Genomic DNA, 22,754 nt, shown 5'->3' on the forward strand with positions numbered 1-22,754 from the left:
CGGCTTTGCGGGCGGGCTGTTCGACGCCGACACCGGCCTGACGCGGTTTGTCTGGAGAGACTACGACGCCGACACCGGGCGCTTCACGGCCCTGGATCCGCTGGGCAAAAAGGGCGGGGATAGCGACTGGTACGGCTACTGCGTCGATGACCCGGTGAATCGGGTGGACGTGTGGGGGTTGGAGTGGGAGTGGGATTGGAGCAAGTCTGCTGGTGGCCGCATTGTTGCTAGTGGCGTTCAGGGAATGGCAACCGGTGCTATTACAGGCGCAGGGGCCGGAGTGGCCGCCGGTGGGGTCGGGGCCATTTCCGGCGCAATCGCCGGTGCCGGGGTTGGCCTCCCGGTGGGACTGCTGAAAGGAGTTGGAACAGAAATCTACACACAATACTTTGGGGATAGCATTAGCGACAAGGCGAAGGAGATTTCCGACAGCATGATGGAACAAACTAAGGCGTTGCAAGACTGGTACAGTCGGAAGTAGGTCGCGCGCCATTGAAGAGCAGGGGGCGTGGTGGAACCGCCACGCCCCCCTTGAGGTGGATCATGCCAAGCATAGTTCGCCAGTGTCCGCAATGCAGTGCAGAGCACAGGCCAAGCTGGAAGGAAAATGGGACAGCGTTGTTCATCATTGGGGCTGGCATTCTTGGCTGGAGCCTTTGGCGAGGCGGCTGGCTTGACTTCGTCCTCTCGGGGACAATTTTTGCCTTGCCCTGCTTTGTCTTCGGCTACGATCTGCGTAAGAAGTCTCATCGATGCAATTCGTGCGGAAGTGAACTGACCCGACCTCGCTAACTCTCCAGTGCTTTGTCCCACACCTGACGCCGACACCGGGCGCTTCACGGCCCTCGACCCGCTGGGGAAGAAAGGCGGCGACAGCGACTGGTACGGGTATTGTGTCAATGACCCGGTGAACCGGGTGGATGTGTGGAGGGTAGAGAAAGAAACAACGGGGCGGGGAGCTGGCGTGCTCCTCGCCCCGTCGGCGTTTATGAGGCGCTCAACTGGGTGTTGCGCTTATTCTCTTGACCGGGTCCAGGGGGCGCCGCCCCCTGGCTACGTTCTACTTCCCGCCGCGTTTGCCGCCGGTTTTTTTGCCTTCCGATTTCTTGCCGCCGACCTTTTGGCCAAAGGCGTTTCTGCCGCCAGGGCTTTTGCCGCCGGGTGACTTGGCCTTGCCCTGTCGTTTCTGCCTGGCCTGGTCGACGCGGGCGCGGTCCTTTTGGGCGCGCTGCTCGCGGTAGACTGCGCGGGGCAGCTCGGGGAACACGTCGCCGTCCTGCCTCGGGCTGGTCTTGGTGTCCGGGGCCAGTTCCAGGTCGATCTCCAGGCGGTCCAGGTGCGCGCCGATGAGCTTGACCCGCACGGCCTGCCCGGCGCGGATGACGCGCCCGGTGCGGCTGCCCACGAGCATTTCGCGCTCCTTGATGTAGCCGTAGTAGTCGTCGAGCATGGTGGACAGGCGGATGAAGCCTTCGGCCATGACTTCCGGCAGGTCGACCCAGAACCCGTAGTCCATGAGTCCGGCCACGACGCCGGTGAACTCGCGTCCTTCCTGTCCGCGCAGCACGAGGCAGACGTAGCGCTTCTGGCATTCGCGCTCGGCTTCCTGGCTCACGCGTTCGCGGGCCGAGAGGTGCTGGCCCATTTCGGCCAGTTTCTTGAAGCCGGGCACGGGCAGGGAGCTGTCGCCCAGGGCGCGCTTGAGCAGCCGGTGCACGATGAGGTCCGAGTAGCGGCGGATGGGCGAGGTGAAGTGCGCGTAGGACTCGCTGGCCAGGCCGTAGTGGCCCTCGTTTTCCGGCTGGTAGCGCGCCTGCTTCATGCTGCGCAGCACCAGGCGGTGCACCAGGAATTCGCGCTCCGTCCCCGCGACGGCGGCCAGCAGGCGTCCCAGGGCCTCGGGGGTGAAGTCCTCCTCGCTGAAGCGGTCGGTGCGGGCGCGTTTTGGCGCGGCCTCGCCGTCCAGGCGTGCCAGCAGGTTGTAGAGGGTCTCCAGCTTTTCGCGGTCGGGCGCGGCGTGCACGCGGTACAGGCAGGGCAGCGCGTGGGCCTGGAGGAACTCGCTCACGGCCTCGTTGGCGGCGATCATGAACTCCTCGATGAGCTGGTGGGCGAAGTGGCGCACCTTGGGGATGACGGACGTGGGCTGGCCGTTCTCGTCGAACTGGACCTCGCCCTCGGGCAGGTCGAAGTCCAGGCTGCCGCGCGCGATGCGCAGCTTGCGCATCTTGCGGGCCAGTTCCTCGGCGGTGTCGAGCATGTCGACCACCGCGCCGCCCGCGCCAGGGATCTTGGCGTCGACCTCGGCGCGGAGGCCGTCGCGCGCCTCGGGCACCTTGTCCACGCAGACGTCACGCGCGCGGGAGTATGTCAGCCGGGCGTGGCTGCTGATGACGGCGTTCATGGCGCGGGTTTCGCCCCGCTCGCCCCTGGCGTTCACCTCCAGGCGCACGGCCATGGACAGGCGCGGCACGCCGGGGTTCAGGCTGCACAGGCCGTTCGACAGGGCCTGGGGAAACATGGGCTCCACCGAGGACGGGAAATAGTAGGAGTTGCCGCGCTCGTAGGCCTCCAGGTCCAGCGCGGAGCCGAGCGGCACGTAGTGGGCCACGTCGGCGATGGCCACCCAGAGCACGTAGCCCTTGCCCTTCCTTTCGACGTAGATGGCGTCGTCGAAGTCGCGCGCGGTCTTGCCGTCGATGGTGACGAAGGGCAGCCCGCGCAGGTCCTCGCGACGGGCTTTCGGCCCGAGGTAGTCGGACTCCGCCGGGACCAGGGGCAGGCCGGCGGCCTCGGCCAGCACGTCGTCGGCGAAGCCGGAGGGGATGTTGTGGTTGGCCTTGACCAGGGCTTCCTGCACCTGGGCCTCTGACTCCGACCCCAGGCGCGAGAGGATCTTGCCCGCCCAGAGTGCGGCGTCCACCTGCTCCGCGGGCGCGGCCAGGGCGATGTCGCCCTTTTGCAGCCCCAGGCCGGGGTCCACGCCTTCCGCCAGGATGGCGAAGTCCAGGCGCGGGTCCGTGGGCTTGCAGAGCAGGCTGTCCTGCCCGGCGGAGCGCATGACGCGCACCGGCAGGACGCTGCGGCCGCGCTCCACGATGCGCACGACGCGGCCCTCATGGTTGCGGGTGCTGCTCTCGCGGGTGATGGCCACGGCAACGCGGTCGCCGTGCCAGGCCCCTGCGGTGTCCTGGCCGAGGAACACGTCCTTGCGCCGGGGGTCGTCGGGGATGAGAAAGGCCACGCCGGAGCGCTGGATCTGCACCTTGCCGGTGATGAGGTTGACCCGCTCGATGGGCGCGTAGGCGCGGCCCAGCTGGATGAGCTTGCCCTCGACCACGAGGTCCTTCAGCATGTCGTCCACCTCGCCGCGCTTGCGGCGGTGCAGCCCGAGCACGGGCAGCAGGTCGTCGGGGGCCAGCGGGCGCTTGGCCTCGCGCATGAGCTTCAAGAGGGTCTTATGGTCCGTGGGCAGGGGCGGCCTGCTTGGGTTCTTCTTCTTTTTCAGTTTCATTATCGTCTCGTATGTTGAAGGAAATTGGATGGTTGCGCCGCCGTGCGGAGTCGGAAGGGGGGCGGCGCGGGGTATGGCGAGGCGGGGAGCGCCGGCTCTAGGCCAGCTTTTTCCGCATGGCCTCGCGGTAGGCCTGGCGGTGCGGTTCGGACAGCTCGTCAAAGCGCGCGGCGAACCAGTCGTCGAACTCCGCGTCGGAGTTGTACTTGGGGCCGAAGCGCACCTCCGTGCGCAGGGTCCAGAAGCCGCCGGTGCCGTCCAGCAGGCGCAGCTTCACGGCGTCCTTGGGGGTGACCACAACGTGCGCGCCGTTTTCGGCCTGGGCGGCCTCGCGTATCTTGGCCACGTCGGCCTGGGTGAAGGCCTGGTGGTCGGCGAAGGCCATGACCTGCCTCGGCTCCGCGCCCAGCAGGATGGCCGCCGTGGCCGCCACCTGCGCCGGGTCGGCGATGCCGGTGGCGATGACGTAGCCCTCGCTCCCCAGGTCGCGGGCGCGGGCGGAGCCGTCCAGCCGCGCCAGCCCCTTGGGCTTGAGGGCGAAGGTGAAGACGGGCTTGCCCTTGGGCTTCAGGCGCGTTTCGATGGCCTCGGCCAGGCCGGGCTGCTTGCCGGGCACCACCTTGATGAGGAACGCCGTGGCGCGGTCCAGGGCGCTTGCGCCCTCCCGCCAGGTTCCCAGCGGGCAGACGCGCCCCCAGCCCTCCAGCAGGTCGAACGGGGTCAGCAGCACCAGGTCGATGTCGCGGGCCACGGGGAGGTGCTGGAAGCCGTCGTCCAGCAGCACGAAATCCGGGTCGAAGCGCTCGCAGGCCCAGGCCCCGCCGCGTCTGCGCTTGGGGTCCACCACGACGCGCGCCAGTCGGTGTGTCTTGGCCAGCAGAAGGGGTTCGTCGCCGGCCTGAGCCGGGTCCGCGCCGGGGGTGACGAGCAGCGGCAGGCGCTTTGGCTTGGCCCGGTAGCCCCGGGTGAGCACCACGCCATGCTCCTCATGCTTGCCCGCCCAGCGCAGGATGTGGCCGCAGAGGGGGGTCTTGCCGGAGCCGCCCCAACCGATGTTGCCCACGCTGACGCAGACGCAGGGCGGCCGCCAGGAGCTGAGCGCGCCGCGCCCGTACAGCCAGCGCCGCAGGCGCATGACCTGGGCATAGAGCACGCCAAGGGGCAGCAGGAGTGGCCGTAAGGCGCGTTGCAGTTGGGGGATGTTCGGCATGGAGGAGTGCGGGGACCGCCCCGCGCGGCGTGCGCAAGGCGGTCCCGGCGGGATTTGGCTAGTCGCGGCTGGAACCGAAGAGGCGCAGCAGCATCAGGAACAGGTTGAGGAAGTCCAGGTACAGGGTCAGCGCGCCCAGGATGGTGCCCCGGCGGATGGCGGTGCCGTCGCCCAGGGGCATGGCCTCGCCCATGTACTTGAGCTTCTGGGTGTCATAGGCGGTGAGGCCCACGAAAACGATCACGCCGATGATGGAGATGCCGAAGCTCAAGGCCGAGCTCTGGACGAACATGTTCACCAGGGAGGCCAGCACGATGCCGATGAGGCCCATGAACATGAAGCTGCCCATGCTCGTCAGGTCGCGCTTGGTGACCATGCCGTAGATGCTCATGGCGCCGAACATGCCCGCGGTGACCACGAAGGCCTGGAAGATGCTGGCCGCGCTGTACACGAAGAAGATGGACGACAGCGTCAGCCCGGTCAGGGCGCTGTAGAGCAGGAACATCATCGAGGCCGCGCTGCCGGAGAGCTTGTTGATGGCCGCGGACAGGCCGATGACCAGGCCGAACTGCACCAAAACCAGGCCGATGACCAGGCCGGGGCTCTGCAGCAGGGTGACGCCGAACTGGCTGTTGGCCGTGAGCCAGGCGGCGCAGGCGGTGATCAGCATGCCGGTGCTCATCCAGCCATACACGCCGCGCATGAACGCGTTGATGGTTTCGGCTTTGGAGACGCTGGCTTGCGCTCCGGGGTAGGAAGGATATCCTGCCATGTAACGTTCCTCCTGAAAGGAATATGTTCTGTGTTCTGGGGGCGGAAGAGTCCGCCACAATTCATGCAAGATAAGCCCTGCCGGGGACTTTGGCAAGGGGTCGGGGTTTCAGGCGGGCCGACGGGCCAGTGGGCGGGCCAGCGGGCGGGCCGACGTGTGAACTCGGGCTGGCTGGGAGATCAGGACCGGCGCTTCCAGGCCGCCAGGGCCTCGTGCTTGGGCTCGGTCCAGGCCAGCGGCGTCTGTCGGGCCGGGGTCACCACGACCTCGGTCACCACCTCGGAGGTTGGCTTGCCCCGGCGCACCAGCACCACCACCGGGCGTCCGGCCTCGGCCCCCCCTTCGGAGAATGTCCTGGCCTTGGGCGAGTAGGACGCGGCAAAGGACGCGGCGTCGGCCAGCACGTCGTCCGGCCAGGCTTGCGGCGTCATCCCGGGCGCAACGCCGGCGGCGGGCTCGTACTGGCGGCCCAGGGCGCAGGGGCCGGGCAGGTCGCGCAGGCGGAAGAGGATGTCCGTCTCGCGCCGTGCCTTTTCCAGGGCCTCGTTGTCGTGCTGGTTGCGGCCGATGGACAGCCAGTACGGCCCGGCCCAGTACTGCCGCCCCAGGTGCGAGAGGCTGAAGTCGCGGGAGGACGCCTCGGCCAGGTTGCAGATGATGGGCAGGTAGCGGGCGGCGGGTTCGGCCTCGGCCAGGTTGCAGCCCCCGGCGGGCGTGGGGATGAGGGTGATGCCGAAGTGCGCCGCCAGGGCCAGCTGGTCCTTGCGGCCGCGGCCCCAGATGCCCGGCAGGCGCGAGCGGTCCACCAGCCCGGACTCCTCCATGGGCGTGGGGCCGAGCTTCTGGGCCGAGAGCGGGCGCAGCAGCAGGTCCTTCACGCCCGCGTCCTTGCGGATGAGGTTCAACGTGTCTGCGCGCTGGCTCATGGGGCGCTGGCCCAGCACCTCGCCGCTGACCAGGAAGCTCGCGCCGTACTTGGGCAGCAGCGTCTTGGCGTGGGTCAGCATGAGGATCTTGCAGTCAACGCAGGGGTTCAGGTGCTTGCCGTAGCCGTGGGCCGGGCGCGACAGCATGTCCAGGTAGGCCCGGCGGATGTCCACGTTGACGGCCTCGATGCCGTAGACCTCGCGCCAGTGGCTGATGAGGTGTGGCTTGCCGAAAAAGGGGCTGACGAAGTGCAGGCCGAGAACCCGCAGGCCTTGCTCCTGCAGCACCTTGATGGCGAGCAGGCTGTCCAGCCCGCCGGAGAGCAGGGCCAGGGCGTGGTATTTCGGATCAGATGCGGTTGAATCGTGCATGGCGGGCTTCTACGTCAGGCCAAGCGGGAGGGCAAGGGGGCGGATAACCGGCCCCCGGCTGGGGGGCAAGCCAGGGGCCGGGGTTGCTGCGGAGCTGCGGCTAGCGGACGACCAGCACGGAGCACGGGGCGTTGGCCACCACCCGGCTGGCCACGCTGCCCAGGCGCAGGCCGCCCTTGCCCTTCTTGCTGCGCGTGCCCATGACCACGAGGTCGAAGCCGCCCTTCTCGGCCTGCTCAACGATGATGTCCTCGGGCGAGACCCCGGTCTTGAGCACGGCCTTGGGCTTGGCCACCGCCGCCATTGCCTTGGCGGCATCCAGGGCCTTGGCGGCGCGTTCCTTCATGCGCTCTCCGGCCTCGTTGCCAAACAGGTTCTCCATGTCGAGGAAGGTCTCGGCCACGGCGAGCAGGGTCAGCTGCGCGCCCTCCTTCTTCGCCATTTCAGCGCCCTTGGTCACGGCGAGGTGAGCGGAATCGGACGGATCGACTGCGACGAGAATCTTCATGCGGTACCCCCTTGCTGATGACGTTGCGGACTATGCGCACCTCGTGAAACCACACGATTCCAGGAGGATGGATCCAGCAAAGCAAGCCAGGAGCAGAAACGCCGGGGACGGGGGGGGAATGGGGCCATCCCAGTTGTAAATATATTGTGAAAATACTCACAAGTCAAGGGGCGCGAGGACGGCTGCGCGCATTGGCCTTACTCCGGCCCAACTCAGGACGCCCTTTTGCCGGAGCCGGATCTGGCCGGAAATGGCAGGAAAAATCAGGCGCCGGAAACGGGAGCCGACTCCGGCCCGAAGGTCAGGGTCAGCACGTTGGCCGCGCCGACGCGGGCGTAGGAGCCCCTGGCCAGCGTACGCAGCAGGAACAGGCCCATGCCGCCGGGCGCGCGCGCCTCAAGCCCGGCCTCCAGGTTGGCCTCCAGCCCTTCTTCCAGGGCCTGGTCCTCCGGGGCCAACGGATCGAAGGCCACGCCCCAATCCGTGAGGCTCACGCTCAGGCTGCCCGGCGGCTCGCCGTCGCGGGGCTGGCCGCCCTGCCCGGAGGGAACCAGGGCCAGCTCCACCTCGCCCAGCTCCCCCGGATAGGCGTGGTGGAAGACGTTCATGAGCGTCTCCTCCAGCACCAGGTCCAGGCGCTGCACGAACTCGTCCGCCAGCCCCGCGCGCCCTGCCCAGGCCAGGGCCAGCTCGCGGAAGGCGGGCAGGCTCTCCTCATGGGCGGGCAGGCGCAGGCGCGGGGCCAGCTGCGGGACGAAAGCTTCCGTTGCCGGGGGCATCGGCCTCTAGCTCCGGGCCAAGGCCTCTTCGCGGGTGGCGTACACGGGAAGAAGCTTGGCGAAGCCCGACACGGTGAAGACCTCGGACACGATGCCGGAGAGCCCGCAGAAAGCCAGATCGCCCCCGGCGGCCTTGAGCCTCTTGGCGGCCGAGAGGATGCTGCGCAGGCCCGCGCTGCTGATGTACTCAAGCCCGCTCAGGTCGGCCACGATGCGCTTGTCCCCGGCCTCCAGGCGGCCCTGGCACTCGGTTTCGAAGCCCTGGGAAGTGAGGGCGTCCATGCGCCCGGTGACCTCAAGCACGTAGAACGCGCCCTGCTTGCTGCCTGTGCATTCCATATGATTTCCTCCTGCGGGACTTCTCCCGCGCTTTTTCAGGTCTTGTCCGCGCTGTCCGGCGCGCCGCCGTTATAGCGCAGCACCAGCATGGTGATGTCGTCGGACTGCTCCGCCCCGTCGGCAAAGGCGTGAACGTCCTTGGCCAAGTCTTCGCAGATGGTCCGGGCGTCTCCGGCCTCGAAGGCCGCGAGCCGGGCCGTCAGCCGCTCCTCGCCGTAGAGCTCAAGGGCCGGGTTCATGGCCTCGGTGACGCCGTCGGTGTAGAGCACCAGCGCGTCGCCGGGGTTCAGGACCAGGCTGTCGGTGGTGAACTCCACCCCCGGCATGGCCCCGGCCACCGGGTCGCCGTGGGTGGGCAGATATTCCGGCGCCGCGCCCGCGCGCAGCAGCACCGGCGGGTTGTGACCGGCGCTGGCGTAGTGCACCTCGCCGGTGGTGTAGTCGAGCACCGCGCAGAACACGGTGACGAACATGCACGACTCGTTGTCCTCGGCCAGGCCGTTGTTGGCCCGGGCCAGAATGCGCCCCGGATCCGGCAGGCTGCGGCGCTGCGCCCCGGCCGCCCCGTTGGGATCGGCCCCGCGCCGACGGCCTGCGCCTGCCACGGACTCGGCCACGGCCTTGAGCAGCGTGCGCGACACCGCCATGTAGAAGGCCGCGGGCACCCCCTTGCCGGACACGTCGCCGATCAGGAAGCAGAAGCCGTCGTGCCCGCAGGGGAAGAAGTCGTAGAAGTCGCCGCCCACCTCGCGGGCCGGGGTCAGGCTGGCGTAGAGGTCGAACTCGGTGTGGCCCGGCAGGGGCGGAAAGGTCTTGGGCAGGATGCCCAGCTGGATCTCGCTGGCGATGCGCAGCTCGCTCTGGATGCGCTCGCGGGTGGCCGTGGCCGCCGTGAGGTCGCGGATGTGCTCCTTCAGGGAGCGCTGCATGTTGCCGAAGGCCATGGCCAGGTCGTGCACCTCGTCGCGGCTCGTCACCTCGGGCAGCGCCGCGTCCAGATGCCCGCCCGCCACCTCGCGCGCGGCGCCGCGCAGCCGCCGGAGCGGCCCGGTGATGCCGCGGGCGATGGCCGCCGTGAGCAACGCAATGATGAGGAACCCGCCGCCGCCCAGTCCGGCGCTCACCAGGGCCAGGCGGTTCACGTCGGCCAGAAGCTCGTCGCGCGGGGAGAACACCCCGAGCGACCAGCCTATGCTCGGCAGGGGCGCATAGACCAGAAAGCCCGGCTTGCCCGTGTGCAGGCTGGTGCTCTCCACCAGCTTGGAGCCGCCCCGGATCATGTCCTGGCCGATGCGCCGGAGTTCCGGGTCGTTGTGCTCCTCGGCCCGGCTGAAGATGCTCTCGTTGAAGGCCACGCCCTGGGCCGGGTGGGTCACGTAGGTGCCGTTTCTGGTGATGAGCCAGGCGTAACCGGTGTCGAGCACGTTAACAGAGGCCACCAGGCGCTTGAGCCAGTCGAGGGAGACATCCGCCGTGACCACGCCGGCAACGCGGCGCTCCTCGCCCTGGCCCTTGTAGAAAGGCACGGAGCAGGTGGACATGAGGGTGTTGCCGCCGCCCTCGTCGTAGTAGGGCTCGCTCCAGACGATCTCCTTCAGCTCGCGCGGGATCTGGTACCAGTCCATGGCGTGGTAGCGATAGGCCGCGCTGCCCAGCTGCGTGTGCGTGATGCCGAGCGGCGCGCGGAAGGTGTACGGCGCGAAGTATTCCTGGCCGGGATGACGCCCGAAGGGCTCGAAGGCCGCGGCCGTGCCGAAGATCTCGGGGTTGTCCAGGAGCATCTGGCGCTGGCGGCGCAGGATGCCCGCGTCATCGAGCAGGCCGTCGGACAGCTCGTAGCCCAGGGCCAGAGGCACGCGGCTGATGGGCGCAAGCCGGGCCTCGATGCGCTGGACCAGGGCCTGGGCCTGGGTGCGGGCGTTCTGCTCGGCGTTCTTCAGCAGGGCCTCTCGGGCGAGGTGGTACGTCGCCACGCTCATGGCCACGAAGATGACGCCCACGGCGGTGAGCACCAGGGCCGAGAGCCGGAAGGCGATGCCCCGCCCGGCGCGGATGGCGGTGCCGCCGTTGCTGCCGCCGTTGTTGCCGCCGTTGCTGCCGCTCATCGCAACTGCCCCCGGAAGAATTCGCTGAGAGGCGGGCGCGCCGGGATGAGCTTCTGGGTGGCCAGGGCGTCGGCCACGCGGGCGTAGTCCGCCGGGTCCAGGGTTCCGAAGGCGGCGAAGCCGGTGGGGCTGGCGTCCATGATGTCCCGCATGCGGGCCAGCATGAAGCGCTGGTGCGCCCGGCTGGTGGGCAGGTGCGCCTCGCGCATGCGGGCCTGCACGATGTCCAGCGCCTCGTCCGGGTGCTCGAAGGCGTATCGCCAGCCGCGCAGGCTGGCGCTCGTCACGGCCCGGCAGAGCTCCGGGTCGCGCTCAAAAGTGGACTCCAGGGTGTACAGGCCGTCCTCGGGGTAGTTCAGGTCCAGGTCGCGATAGAAGAACACGCGCAGGTCGGCCTCGTCCAGGCCCGAGGCCAGCAGGCTGTGATACTCGTTGTACCACATGGCCGAGGCCGCATCGACCCCGCCGCGCAGGAACAGGTTCAGGGTGTTGGACTGCGGCACGATGACCGGGTGGATGCCCAGGCGCTTGAACAGGGCCAGGGGCTGCACGCGGAACTCGTTGTCCCACAGGCCCACGCGCCTGCCGTCCAGGTCCTTGGGCGACTTGATGGGGGAGTCGGCGCGGGTGATGAGCATGAGCGCCGAGCGCTGCACCAGCTGGGCCAGCAGCACCACGGGCAGGCCCTCCGGGCTGCGTCCTGCGTCGGCGCGGCGCTCGATGCCGGTGGACAGGAACATGGTGGCGAACTGGGCGCGACCCTCGGCCAGGAGCTTGGAGGCGACGACGTCAGGCCCGCCGGGAATGACACGCATGTCCACCCCGGCCTCCTGGTAGAAGCCCTTCTCCATGGCCACGTAGAACCCCGCGAACTGGGCCTGGGGCTGCCATTGCAAGACCAACGCGGCCTGCTTCGCCTCCCCGGCGAGAGCCGGGCTCGCCGCGCAGAGAGAGAAAAACAGGAGCGCCGCCAAGGGCAGCGCGCGGGACAGATGTTTCGCCATGCTTTCCCTTAGCCGGATGGGCTTGAAGTGTCCAGACGGAAGGCCGTGCGGCGAGCAGGTTGTCCGCCGAGGCCGCAGCGGGCGCACCCCCTCGGGAATGCGGGCAGGCTTGCGGGATGCGCCTGCGAAACGCGCGGCGGATATGGGAAGTCTCTCCACGGCCGCACGAGAGCCGCTGCCTCGTCACAAATCTACAATATTGTTATTTCTGGCCGAAATGGTCCGCAGCTTGCCACCGCCTGGAGGCGCTCCGCTTGGGCCGCCCACTCCTCCGAGCGCCGCCCGTGGGCCGGATTCCCGATCCGCAGGCAAAAAAAAGGGCGGCCGGAGCCGCCCCTTGGTTGCATTGGACCTTGGCCTAGAGGATTCCCTGTTCGCCGGTGCGGATGCGCATGGCCTGCGCCAGCTCCACCACGAAGATCACGCCGTCGCCCTCGCTTCCGGTCTGGCCGCCCTTGTTGATCGCCTCGATGGCCTTGTTCAGGAAGTCGTCGTTGACTCCGATCTCCAGACGCACCTTCTTGAGAAGGTTCACTTCCATGACGACGCCGCGGTAGGTCTCGGTGAATCCCTTCTGGCGGCCCGCGCCCAACACGTTGGTCACGGAGAGGGAGTATATTTCCCTGGAGTACAGTTCCTGCTTGACCGCGTTCAGTCGATCAGGCCGGATGTAGGCAATGATCAGCTTCATTCTTGTTTCCTCCTCGTATTGCGCTCTTCAGGCCAAACACTATTCGTTGGTGAAGATCTGGAAGCCGCTGTAAGCTTCCTGGCCGTGTTCCGTAATGTCCAGACCCTTGACCTCTTCCTCGGCGGGCACGCGGATGCCGATGGTCACCTTGAGGAGGAAGAAGAGAACCAGTCCGGTGCCGAACGCCCACACGAACACGCTGCCCACGCCGATGAGCTGCGTCATCAGCAGGGCGGTGCCGCCGCCGTTGAACAGGCCGGCCACCGCGCCGGTGCCGCCGTAGTCGGGGCTGGCGAACAGGCCGACGCAGATGGTGCCCAGCGCGCCGCAGACGCCGTGAACGGAGATGGCGCCCACCGGGTCGTCGATCTTGAGCACCTTGTCGAGGAAGTCGACGGAGTAGACCACGACCACGCCGGCGATGAGGCCGATGATCATGGCGCTGGCCGGGCTGACGTTGGCGCAGCCGGCGGTGATGGCCACCAGGCCTGCGAGCACGCCGTTCAGGCTCATGGAGACGTCCGGCTTGCCGTAACGGATCCAGGAGATGATCATGGCCGCGACGCCGCCGGTGCAGCCGGCCATGTTTGTGGTCACGGCGATGAGGGCGATGTTGGCCTGGGCGGCGGTGGTGCTGCCCGGGTTGAAGCCGAACCAGCCGAACCACAGGATGAAGACGCCCAGGGCCACCAGGGGCATGTTGTGGCCGGGGATGGCGCGGGAAGTGCCGTCAGCCGAGTACTTGCCGATGCGGGGCCCCATGAGGATGGCGCCAGCCAGGGCGATCCAGCCGCCGACGGAGTGGACGACCGTGGAACCGGCGAAGTCGATCATCGGGGTCGAGAGCTTGGCCAGCCAGCCGCCGCCCCAGATCCAGTGGCCGGAGATGGGGTAGATGAGGCCGGTGATGACCACGGAGATGACGAGGTAGCCGACGAACTTGGTGCGCTCGGCGATGGCGCCGGACACGATGGTCGTGGCCGTGGCGGCGAACACGCACTGGAAGAACCAGTAGGTGAAGCCCCAGGTGCCTTCGTCATTCAGCGGCGAAAAATCGGAAAGGCCGAAGTTCGACCAGCCGAAGAGCCCGCCCTGGTCGGTGCCCATCATCAGCGCGAAGCCGACGAGGAAGAACACCGGACCGCCAGCGGCGAAGTCGAACATGTTCTTCATAAGAATGTTGCCGCTGTTCTTGGCGCGGGTAAGGCCTGCTTCAACCATGGCGAAGCCCGCCTGCATGAACATCACCAGGATGGAGGCGATGAGCGTCCACATGATGTTGGCGTTTGACTGGGAGAGATACTCCACGGCCTTCTCGGCGGCGTTGGTCACGGTGGCCGCGGCATCAGGCTGATCCTGAGCCAGGGCCAGCGAGGGCACCAGGGCGAAACCGAGCAGGGCCGCCACCCTGAGGGCTCCCTTGAGCCATGTTACATTGGACGACTTTACGAACGACATACAAATCCTCCTTGGAAAAAGTATGAAAGATTACTCGCCCTAAGCAAGCCACGGGCCAACACTGTACAAGCTTGAATTAAAAGAGGATTTTGTATTATTTGCCGATTCTGCGGAAATAGCGAATGTAAAGAAATGTAAAAAAATGTAAAAATAGTGACAATCGTGTCGTTAGATACGGAATGGAAATACCATCCTTGGAGAATTACCCGGCTGGCTGTCCCTTAGGTCGTTCGTGCGGCGTATTGCGGGGCGGATGGCGTGGTTGGTCGCACAAGGCGCGGACGCCCACTGCAAAGGATGGGTAAGGGGAATAATGGCCGCAGCCCCCGGCAGGAGCCGAACCGGCCCCGGGGTCTTGGGGCGATGCGGCGGCGGGCTGGCGCGGAGGTGCGGCGGGCCGGTGCGGCCCTAGCCCACCAGGCGGTAGCCCACGCCGGTTTCCGTCAGCAGATGGCGCGGGGCCGCGGCATCCGGCTCGATCTTGCTACGCAGTTGCCGGACGTAGATGCGGGAATAGTGGAGCTGGTCCGCACGGTCGCTGTCCCAGACAGCCTTCAAAATCTGGCGGTGGGTCACCACCTTGCCGACGTTTTGCATGAGATAGGACAGCAGCTTGAACTCGATCTTCGTGAGGCGGACCTCCCGATCGTTGAGGCGCACCTGGCGTTTCGCCAAGTCCACAAAAAGCTCCTCCGACCGGTACACGCCCTGCTGGTCATCCTTCGACCGCGTGGCGGAATGGCGCAGGCAGACACGCATCCGCGCGGCCAGCTCGGCCACGCCGAAGGGCTTGGTGAGATAGTCGTCCGCGCCGGCGTCCAGCGCGTCCACCTTGTCCTGCTCCTTGCCCCGGGCCGAGATGACGATGATCGGCGTTGCGGACCAGCCGCGCAGCCGCCGGATCACCTCCACCCCGTCCAGGCCGGGCAGGCCGAGGTCCAGAAGCACGAGCGCGGGACGATGCTCCGCCGCAAGCGCCAGCCCTTCCTCGCCGTCCTCGGCCTCGATGAGCTGAAAGTCCCGCCGTTCCAGATAGGCGCGCAAAAAGCACCGGATGGGCTTTTCGTCCTCGATGACCAGCACCAGCGACTCAGTAGCGCTCACAAGACCCCCTCGGCGCAGCTCGCGCCATCCGTCGGCAGGCAGAGAGCATCAGCGGGCGCGGGCAGCGTGACGCGCATGACCAGCCCGCCCCCTGCGCGGTGCTCCGCCCGGACGGTCCCCCCGTGCACCTGGGCGATGGCGCGGCAGATGGCCAGCCCGAGGCCATACCCCTTGCGCTCGCCCGCCCGGCCGCCCGCCTGCAAAGCGGACGGACTCCCCTGGTAGAACAGGCTGAACACCTTCTCCAGCTCCGCCTCGTCCAGGCCTGGCCCCCTGTCCGCCACCTCGACCTCGACCTCGGGGCCGACACGCTTGGCGGCAATTCGCACCGGCGAGTCCGGGGGCGTGTGCTTCAGGGTGTTCTCAAGCAGGTTCAGGAACAGCTGCTCCATGAGCACCCCGTCCATCATAAGGAGCGGCAGGTCTGGCGGAATGTCCACCTCCACCCGCCTGGCCGCAAGCTCCTTGCCGATGAGCGAGAGCGCCGCGCCCAGGGGCTCGTCCAGGGGCTGGAGCTGGAAGTCCGGCTTGAGCGTGCCGGACTGCAGCCTGGTCATCCGCAGGAGGTTGCCCAGCAGCCTGGAGAGCCGCGCCGCCCTGTCATGGATGTTCTCAGACAGTTCGCGGCGCTCCTCCGGCGTCAGTTCCTCGCCCACGGCCATCAGGCTTTCCGCGGAGCCGATGATGACGGCCAGCGGGGTCTGGAGGTCGTGCGTCACCGAGGACAGCAGGGAGGTCTTCAGCCGCTCCGCCTCGATCTCCATCCGGGCGCGCATCCGGTCGGCCTCAAGGCGCTCCACTTCGAGCATCAGGCCCACCTGCCGCGCCAGGGTCTCAATGACGTGCAGCTGCTCGGGAGGGAATCCCGTGGCGTCCCTTGGCGGGCGCACGCAAAGCACTCCCAGCGTTCCGCCAACGCCGGACATCGGGAGGTAGAGCGCCGCGTTCTGGCGCATGTGCCCCGTCCCCAGCCCGGCGGGTTGATTGTTCGAAAGAACCCACCGGGCGGCCGCCTCGGCGTCGGGCAGGTTGCGGAAGTCCTCTGCGGCCCCCGCGCGGCTCAGCACCAGCCCCGCGTCGTCCAGCAGGTAGGCCGCGGCGGAAAAGCCGAATAGCCGCTCGATCTGCTTCGTGGCGATGTCGAGGAGGGTGTCCGTGCCACGCGCGCTGGCCAGCTCCCGGGTGAGTTCCATCATGAGCCGGGTCTGAGCCTCGCGGGCGCTCGCGTTCCTGGCCTGCGTGCGGAAATGCTCGGTCAGGCGGCTGACGACGATGACGACCACGAACATCATCGCCATGGTGAACAAGTCCTCGCCCTCAACCATGCCGATGCCGAAACGCGGCGGAACGAAGAAATAGTTGTAGGCCAGGACGCTGAGGAAGCAGGCGAGCAGGGCCGACGGCAGGCTGCAGACGCTGGCGATGCTGACGGTGCCGAGGACGTACACCATGGTGAAGCTGACGAGATCGAGGTGGGGGAAAACGGCGAGACAAACGAGCGTGCAGGCCGCCACAATGAGCACGTTGGTGCCGTAGCGCAGCAGCAACGCCCTCACTCGGCTCATTTCAGGAGCCACGGCTTCGAAGCCAGTCGCGATCATAGTCTGCCCCGTCGTGCCCCTCGGCGAGTCCGCGGCCCCGCGCAAAATAACAAAAAAGGCATCCCCGCCGCACCTGGCGGCAAAAATGAGCAAAATTGCGAAACACTTACCCAGGCTGGCAAACAATGCCCCTCTGGCTGTCAACAAAAGTACTTGAAACATGGGCTGTTGGCTAGCGGCGACGACGGAAGTCGACCTTACGCCATCCTTACAAGCCATACCCACCGACCATAATGCAACACAAGCTGCATTCGCATAACATGTTGTATTGCTGATACAATCCTTAACACGCACAACTTCTGCAACTGATTCAATTTTTACCAAATTTTTACATTCCTGGGCACGCCTTCCTCACTGGAGAGCGCCAGACATGTTATTATTTATTATTATCAGCGTGTTGCGAAAATGGCCCGACATTTGCCTTATTGCACGAAACGCACTGGCCTAAGGTCGCGCCATGCAGGAAGGACGAGAGACAATGTCACGAGACCGCGATGGCGGACACGTGGCAGGCCTGGGACAAGAGGCCGCTGGCCGTGCTTCGCACGCACCAGCCCCCCCCTGCCCTGGCCGCCCCGCCGAACGGCAACTTCGGGATGGGCGCTGACGCTGACGCCGACAAATCTCCCTCAGGCATTTGACGCGCGGTAGTAGAGCCCCGCTCGCCAGATTCCTGTGGGATGGAGCCCTCGCCGACACTGATGCCCCGGCGAGGGCTCTTCTTTGTTCAAGGTGCCGCCGACACCGGGCGGAGGTGGCGCTAAAGCGCTGCGAGGCGCAGAAGCAGGTTGCCGGTGACGGACCGGCGGTAGTCGGCGCTGGCGCGGACGTCGCTGATGGGCTGGACGCGGCTGCTGGCGATGCGCGCGGCGCTGTTCAGCGCGGAAAGGGTCAGCTTGCGCCCGACGAGGGCGGCTTCGGCCTCCGGGCAGCGCCAGATGCCCGGCGCCACGGCCCCCCAGGCCAGGCTGGCGCTGGTGATGGCGCCCTTGCCGCCGGTGCGCACCAGCGCGGCCAGGCTGACCACGGCCACGGCCAGGGCGTCGCGGCGGCCGACCTTCTCGAAGTGCTGCCGGGCGGACGGCTCGGGCAGGGGCACCCGCACGGCGGTGAGCGCCTCGCCGGGCTGGAGCGCGGTGCGGCCAGGGCCGAGCAGGAAGTCGGCCAGGGGCAGGCTGCGCGTGCCCGACGCCGAGGCCAGCTCCAGCTCCGCGCCGAGGACCAGCAGCGGCGGCAGGGTGTCCCCGGCCGGAGAGGCCGTGCAGATGTTCCCGCCCAGCGTGCCCATGTTGCGGATGGGCGGCGAGCCGAGGGTCGCCAGGGCTTGCGCCAGCATGGGCAGCCGCGCGCGGACGAGCGGGTGCGCCAGCAGCTCCGCGTGGGTGCTTGCCGCGCCGATGCGTAAAACCGTGCCGGGTTTTTCCAGGGCCACCCCGCGCAGGGCGGCCACCCTGTCCAGGCTGACAAGCGTCGCCAGCTTCGCGTCCGGCTGGGCGCGCAGGCGCACCAGCAGGTCGGTGCCGCCCGCCAGGATGCGCGCGCCGGGCTCGCCCAGCGCCTTCACCAGTTGCGGCATGTTGCGCGGAAACAGCACGTTCATGCCTCGCCCCCGTCGCCCTTTCGGGCCGCGGCGCGCACGGCGTCCACGATCTTGACGTAGCCGGTGCAGCGGCAGAGGTTGCCGGAGAGGCCCTGGCGCACCTCGTCGCGGGTGGGGTCGGGGTTGGCGGCCAGGAGCGCGCTGGCGGCGATGGTCATGCCCGGCGTGCAGAAGCCGCACTGCACCGCCCCGTGCTCGGCAAAAGCCTTCTGGATGGGGTGCGGATTCTTCACCGAGCCCAGGCCCGCGGCGGTGGTCAGCTCCCGGCCGTGCAACTGGGCCGCCAGCAGCAGGCAGGAGAGCTTGTGCACGCCGTCCACCAGGATCGAGCAGGCCCCGCACTCGCCGGTGCCGCAGCCCTCCTTGACGTCCAGCGCGTTCAGTTCGCGCAGCAGGTCCACGGCCCGCTGGTCCGGGTCCGCGTCAACGCGCACCAGGGCGCCGTTCAGGGTAAACGCAAGCTTCATGCCTTCCTCCGGGCGCGCCCCTGGCGTTGTTTGAGCGCCGCCAGCACGCGCTCGGGGGCAAGGGGAAAGTCGCGCAGCCGCACGCCGGTGGCGTCTTCCAGGGCCGAGGCCAGGGCCGGGGCCGGACCGTTCAGCCCCACCTCGCCCACTCCCTTGAGGCCGCGCGGGCCTGTGGGTTCGTCGCCCTCCACGGCCAGGGACAGGATGTCGGGCAGGTCCAGCGCCGTGGGCATGAGGCAGGTGGACAGGTCGCCGGTGAGGATGAGCCCCTGGCGGGTCGAAAAGTCCTCGGTAAGGGCGAAGCCGATGCCCTGGGCCGCGCCGCCCTGGGCCTGCTGGTCGAAGCAGGAGCGGTCGAGCACGCGCCCGCCGTCCGTGGCGCAGACGTAGTCGCACACGCGCACGCGGCCCGTGAGCTCGTCCACCTCGATGCGCGCCAGGTGCGCGGCATAGGCGAAGAACAGGTGCGGGAAGCCGATGACGAAGCCGCGCCCGGTGTCTGGCGGGTCCTGGGCCACGGGCATGAGGAACTCGGCCACGCAGACGCGGTCGTCGCGCTCCAGCGCCCGCCCCAGCACGGCCAGCGGCAGCATGCGGTCCGTGGCCTTGTGGCGCACCGCGCCGGGCACGAGCTCCAGGGCGGCGATGTCGTCCGCCAGCAGGAACAGGGCCGCGCGGGAGAGCAGCTTGTCGCGCATGGCGGCGCAGGCCTTCAATAGCGCGTTGCCGAAGGTGTAGGTGGTGCGCCCCGCGCTGGACGAACCCGACGGGTGACAACGCTCCGTGTCCGGCTGGAGGAGGCGCACGGCGCCGGGCTGCTGGTTCAGCTCCTGCGCGGCCAGGGTGGCGAAGGCGGCGGCGTTTCCCTGGCCCATGTCGGCCACGGCGCTGTAGACGAGGAAGTCGCCCTCCCCGGTGAGCTCCAGCTTGGCGATGGCCATGTCCGGCAGGCCCCGGCCGTAGCCCATGCCGTTGAACACCGCCGCCACGCCCACGCCCCTGCGGATGAAGGGGGGCGCAGCCTCGCGCCAGGCCTCGCGCCCGGCCCAGAGGGGGTGCGCCTCCAGGGCGTCCAGGCACTCGGCCAGGTGCGCCGAGCTGGTGAGGGTGACGCCGGAAGAGTTGGTGTCGCCGGTGCGTAGCGCGTTCTTGCGGCGCAGGGCCTGCGGATCCATGCCAAGCCTGGCGGCCAGGGCGTCCATGAGGCCCTCGAAGGCCGGGCTCATCTGGGCCACGCCGAAGCCCCGGAAGGCCCCGGCGACGGGATTGTTGGTGTAGACGCAGCGGCCCTCGACGAACGTGTGCGGCACACGGTAGGGTCCGGCGGCGTGCTCCATGCCCAGCTCCATGACCTCCCCGCCCAGGTGCGCGTAGGCCCCGGTGTCGTACAGGGCGCGGCAGGAATAGGCCAGGAGCGTGCCGTCGCTGTCCGCGCCCAGCTCGCAGCGCAGGCGCACGGCGTGGCGCTTGTAGCCGGCCAGGATGCTCTCCTCGCGGTCCCAGGCCATGCGCACCGGCCTCCCCTCGGCCTTGAGCGCGGCCAGTGCCAGCAGGCACTGCACGGTGGCGCCGTCCTTGCCGCCGAAGCCGCCGCCCAGATAGGGCGCGCGCACGCGGATGCGGAACGGGTCGAGGCCCAGGGCGTGGCCGATCTCGAAACGGTCGCGGAAGGGGGCCTGCGTGCTCACGGTCATGTCCAGCACGCCGTCGGGCAAGACCTGCGCGAAGCCGCACTGGGTCTCGAGGAAGGCGTGCTCCTGCGCAGGCGTGGAGAATTCGCCGCGCACCACCACGGGCGCGTCCCGCAGGGCCTTCCTGGCGTCGCCCTTCTCGATGACGGCGCGCAGCAGCAGGTTGCCGCCCTTTGGCGCGGCGTGCCCCTGCGCGTGCACGAGGGGCGCGCCCTTTTTCAGCGCGGCAGCGGGGTCGAACACGCCGGGGAGCGGCTCGATGTCGGCCCGCAAGGCGGCCAGGCCCCGGCGCAAGGCCTCGGCGGAAACCGCAAGCACCAGGGCAACGGGATCGCCCGCGTGGCGGATGACCTCGCCGCAGAGCACGGGCTGGTCCTTGTGCACGATGCCCTGGAGGTTCGTGCCCGGCACGTCGGCGGCGGTGAGCACGCGCAGCACCCCGGGCTCGGCCAGGGCCGCAGCGGTGTCGAGGCCGCGCACGCGGCCGTGGGCGATGCCGGGCGACGACCCAGAAGGGGCGCCCGGGCGGAACGCCCCGGCGAAAAGGCAGTCCGCAGGCGCGAGGTCAAGCGCGTAGCGCTCCGCGCCCGTGGCCTTGGACAAGGCGTCGGCGCGGACGGAAGGTTGCGGGCAGGGGCGTTGGGCGGCGGAAACACGCGACTTCGGGGACATGGGGCTCCTTGCCACTTGGGCTAGACTCCTGATACCTAGCCTCGCATGGGAAATCCAGCAAATATCGCCGCGGGCGGGCGCCTTGCGCCGGGCAGGCGGGCTCGCGCATGACCGCCGTGCTGCTCATGCGCCACGGGCAGATCGTGCAGGAGCCGCAGGCCCCGGACGGCACGCGCCGCTTCGTGGGCGACCGCGACCTGCCCCTGGACGACGTGGGCCGCGCCCAGGGCCGGGAGGCGGCGCTGGCGCTGGCGCGCCTGGGCGACGGGTATTCGCTGCGCCGGGCGGTGTCGAGCGACCTCTCGCGCAGCCGGGACACCCTCGCCCTGGCGGTGGCGGGGCTTGATCCGGCCCCGAGCCTGGCGGTGGAGCCGGGGCTGCGGGAGATCTCCGTCGGCCAGTGGCAGGGGCTCTACCCGGAGGAGGTGCGCAGGCTCACCCCCGGCGGGTTTGAGGCGCGCGGCGCGGACCTGGCCGGATACCGGCCTCCGGGCGGGGAGAACTACAACGACGTCACGGCACGGGCCATGCGGGCGCTGACCCGGCTGGCAGGAGAAGCCCACGCCGAAGGCGAGGGCCCCTGCCAAACCGCCGTCCTGGCCGTGGCCCACGCCGGGGTCAACCGGGCCGTGCTCTGCGCGGCGCTGGAACTGCCGCTCTCGCGCGTGCTGGCGCTGCCCCAGGACTACGGCTGCCTGAACCTGCTGGACTTCGACGGCGAGCGCTTCACCGTGCGGGCGATAAACCTGCGCCCGGCGGCGCTGGCTCCGGGCTGGCTGGCGGCCAGCCTCCGCTAGCCTCACCCCTGGGTGCTCTCCGGCTGCTCCGCAGCGGCCTGAGGGACCGGAACGCCCACCGGCGCGCCGAACTCCCGCCCGGCCCGCTCCATGTCTTCCAGCACCATCCGCACCACCATGGCCCCGGCGTCGCTCTGGGTCTTGATGGGCGCGAGGCCCACGGGCCGGAGCAGGCGCTGCACCAGCACGGCGTCCGGGCCTTGCCCGGCAGAGCCGAACCACAGCGGCGAAAAGCCCCCGAAGAAGCACCCCGCCTGGCGCAACACCTCGGCCGCATAGCCGCAGGAGGGGGAGCCGCACGGCAGGTAGAACTGGATGAGCGAGTGGCCCAGCTCCTCGGATTCGCGTATCTCCTGGGCGACGCGCTCGGCGAACTGGGCGCCCACCTCGGCCACGTTGCAGCGCGTGACCCCGGCGAAGCCGAACTGCTGCACGGCCATGTCCGTGGCCTCGTCCGCAGCGGGAACGTGCCCGCTCCCGCCCTGCTTGACGTTGCGCTTGAGCGGCCAGAAGGGCAGCAGCCGGCGCACCTGCCCGCCCCAGCACTCGGGCACGAAGAGGTCGGCCTGGCGGTCGTGGTCCACGCGGACGTGCAGGAGGCAGCTCACCCGGCCGCTGACGCCCTCGCCCGCGTAGGCCTCCTCGGGCATGAGCCCCACCTCCAGCCCGCACTCGAAGAAGTCCACCCCGCGCGACATCTTCTGGGTCACCAGATGGTGGCACACTGCCTCGCCGAACATGGCGTCCACGTTGGGCAGTTTGCCGAACATGTTCTCCGACGCGTACTTGTGGATGCGAAAGGCCGCGAAGGTGTTGCGGTAGGCCTTGTCCACCAGGATCTGGCCGTATTCGTACATGCGGCGGTTGGGCGGGGAGCTTTGGTACACGCCGCCCTGGCCCACCACGGTGCCGTCCGCCGCGCGGGCCACCACGGTGTAGATGCGCCCGCTCTTGTTGGCCTCGATGAGCAGCTCCGGCACGTAGGGATCGTCCACGGGATAGTCCTCCCCGTAGACCTGCACGAACAATCGGCCCACGCCGGGGGCGTCCTCGGGGCGGAAGGCGCCCGCCGTGACCTTCTGGCCAGGGACGGGGTCCTTGGCGTTTTTGATGAGCGCGGCGATGGCTGTCTTTCTGTCCATGG

General features: G+C 68.6%; 19 protein-coding genes. 2 read left to right on the plus strand and 17 right to left on the minus strand.

The annotated features are described in order from the left end of the window. The coding region (locus RDU24_RS12040) for an RHS repeat-associated core domain-containing protein (RefSeq protein WP_308736013.1) at nucleotides 1-481 on the plus strand (481 nt) is incomplete at its 5' end. 579 nt (nucleotides 482-1,060) lie between these two features. On the opposite strand, the gene rnr is transcribed toward RDU24_RS12040, so the two are convergent. The 16 genes from rnr to RDU24_RS12120 form a co-directional block, all read right to left on the minus strand. Further along, nucleotides 1,061-3,514, minus strand: a complete 2,454-nt coding sequence (gene rnr, locus RDU24_RS12045; protein WP_308736014.1) for a ribonuclease R — start codon at nucleotides 3,512-3,514, stop codon at nucleotides 1,061-1,063. A 97-nt stretch (nucleotides 3,515-3,611) separates the two neighbouring features. Then, complete coding sequence (gene lpxK, locus RDU24_RS12050) at nucleotides 3,612-4,724, minus strand: tetraacyldisaccharide 4'-kinase (protein ID WP_308736015.1); 1,113 nt, start codon at nucleotides 4,722-4,724, stop codon at nucleotides 3,612-3,614. Nucleotides 4,725-4,782: 58 nt separating this feature from the next. After that, a complete protein-coding gene (locus RDU24_RS12055; protein WP_308736016.1) occupies nucleotides 4,783-5,496 on the minus strand; it encodes a Bax inhibitor-1/YccA family protein in 714 nt (237 codons plus the stop codon). Between the two features lie 179 nt (nucleotides 5,497-5,675). After that, nucleotides 5,676-6,794, minus strand: a complete 1,119-nt coding sequence (locus RDU24_RS12060; protein WP_308736017.1) for a tRNA(5-methylaminomethyl-2-thiouridylate) methyltransferase — start codon at nucleotides 6,792-6,794, stop codon at nucleotides 5,676-5,678. A gap of 100 nt (nucleotides 6,795-6,894) precedes the next feature. Beyond that, nucleotides 6,895-7,302, minus strand: coding sequence for a universal stress protein (locus tag RDU24_RS12065; protein ID WP_308736018.1), 408 nt, complete (start codon nucleotides 7,300-7,302; stop codon nucleotides 6,895-6,897). 263 nt (nucleotides 7,303-7,565) lie between these two features. Then, nucleotides 7,566-8,081, minus strand: a complete 516-nt coding sequence (locus RDU24_RS12070) for an ATP-binding protein (protein WP_308736019.1) — start codon at nucleotides 8,079-8,081, stop codon at nucleotides 7,566-7,568. A 6-nt stretch (nucleotides 8,082-8,087) separates the two neighbouring features. Beyond that, a complete protein-coding gene (locus tag RDU24_RS12075; protein WP_308736020.1) occupies nucleotides 8,088-8,420 on the minus strand; it encodes an STAS domain-containing protein in 333 nt (110 codons plus the stop codon). 35 nt (nucleotides 8,421-8,455) lie between these two features. Further along, nucleotides 8,456-10,525 carry a SpoIIE family protein phosphatase gene (locus RDU24_RS12080; protein WP_308736021.1) on the minus strand — a complete coding sequence of 690 codons (2,070 nt, stop codon included), beginning with the start codon at nucleotides 10,523-10,525 and terminating at the stop codon, nucleotides 8,456-8,458. After that, the gene (locus RDU24_RS12085) at nucleotides 10,522-11,529 is read right to left on the minus strand and encodes an ABC transporter substrate-binding protein (protein WP_308736022.1); all 1,008 of its coding nucleotides are present in this window, start codon (nucleotides 11,527-11,529) and stop codon (nucleotides 10,522-10,524) included. Before RDU24_RS12085 ends, RDU24_RS12080 begins: the two co-directional genes overlap by 4 nt. Nucleotides 11,530-11,887: 358 nt before the next feature. Next, nucleotides 11,888-12,220: a P-II family nitrogen regulator gene (locus tag RDU24_RS12090; RefSeq protein WP_308736023.1), complete on the minus strand. Its 333-nt coding sequence runs from the start codon at nucleotides 12,218-12,220 to the stop codon at nucleotides 11,888-11,890. 39 nt (nucleotides 12,221-12,259) lie between these two features. Further along, nucleotides 12,260-13,678 carry an ammonium transporter gene (locus tag RDU24_RS12095; RefSeq protein WP_308736024.1) on the minus strand — a complete coding sequence of 473 codons (1,419 nt, stop codon included), beginning with the start codon at nucleotides 13,676-13,678 and terminating at the stop codon, nucleotides 12,260-12,262. A gap of 408 nt (nucleotides 13,679-14,086) precedes the next feature. After that, entirely contained in the window at nucleotides 14,087-14,782 is a 696-nt protein-coding gene (locus tag RDU24_RS12100; protein WP_308736025.1) for a response regulator, read from the minus strand. Beyond that, nucleotides 14,779-16,383, minus strand: coding sequence for an ATP-binding protein (locus tag RDU24_RS12105; RefSeq protein ID WP_308736026.1), 1,605 nt, complete (start codon nucleotides 16,381-16,383; stop codon nucleotides 14,779-14,781). The genes RDU24_RS12100 and RDU24_RS12105 overlap by 4 nt, the downstream gene beginning before the upstream one ends. Nucleotides 16,384-17,143: 760 nt before the next feature. Beyond that, on the minus strand, nucleotides 17,144-17,983 hold the full coding sequence (locus RDU24_RS12110) for an FAD binding domain-containing protein (RefSeq protein ID WP_308736027.1): 840 nt from the start codon (nucleotides 17,981-17,983) through the stop codon (nucleotides 17,144-17,146). Then, complete coding sequence (locus tag RDU24_RS12115; RefSeq protein ID WP_308736028.1) at nucleotides 17,980-18,450, minus strand: (2Fe-2S)-binding protein; 471 nt, start codon at nucleotides 18,448-18,450, stop codon at nucleotides 17,980-17,982. The genes RDU24_RS12110 and RDU24_RS12115 overlap by 4 nt, the downstream gene beginning before the upstream one ends. Continuing rightward, nucleotides 18,447-20,813, minus strand: a complete 2,367-nt coding sequence (locus tag RDU24_RS12120; protein WP_308736029.1) for a xanthine dehydrogenase family protein molybdopterin-binding subunit — start codon at nucleotides 20,811-20,813, stop codon at nucleotides 18,447-18,449. The genes RDU24_RS12115 and RDU24_RS12120 overlap by 4 nt, the downstream gene beginning before the upstream one ends. Nucleotides 20,814-20,920: 107 nt before the next feature. Between RDU24_RS12120 and RDU24_RS12125 the strand changes: the two genes are divergently transcribed. Beyond that, complete coding sequence (locus RDU24_RS12125; protein ID WP_308736030.1) at nucleotides 20,921-21,610, plus strand: histidine phosphatase family protein; 690 nt, start codon at nucleotides 20,921-20,923, stop codon at nucleotides 21,608-21,610. Nucleotides 21,611-21,612: 2 nt separating this feature from the next. On the opposite strand, the gene RDU24_RS12130 is transcribed toward RDU24_RS12125, so the two are convergent. Then, the gene (locus RDU24_RS12130) at nucleotides 21,613-22,752 is read right to left on the minus strand and encodes a hypothetical protein (RefSeq protein ID WP_308736031.1); all 1,140 of its coding nucleotides are present in this window, start codon (nucleotides 22,750-22,752) and stop codon (nucleotides 21,613-21,615) included. Between the last annotated feature and the right edge of the window lie 2 nt (nucleotides 22,753-22,754).

The organism is Humidesulfovibrio sp. (genome assembly GCF_031082295.1).
Taxonomy (GTDB): Bacteria; Desulfobacterota; Desulfovibrionia; order Desulfovibrionales; family Desulfovibrionaceae; genus Humidesulfovibrio.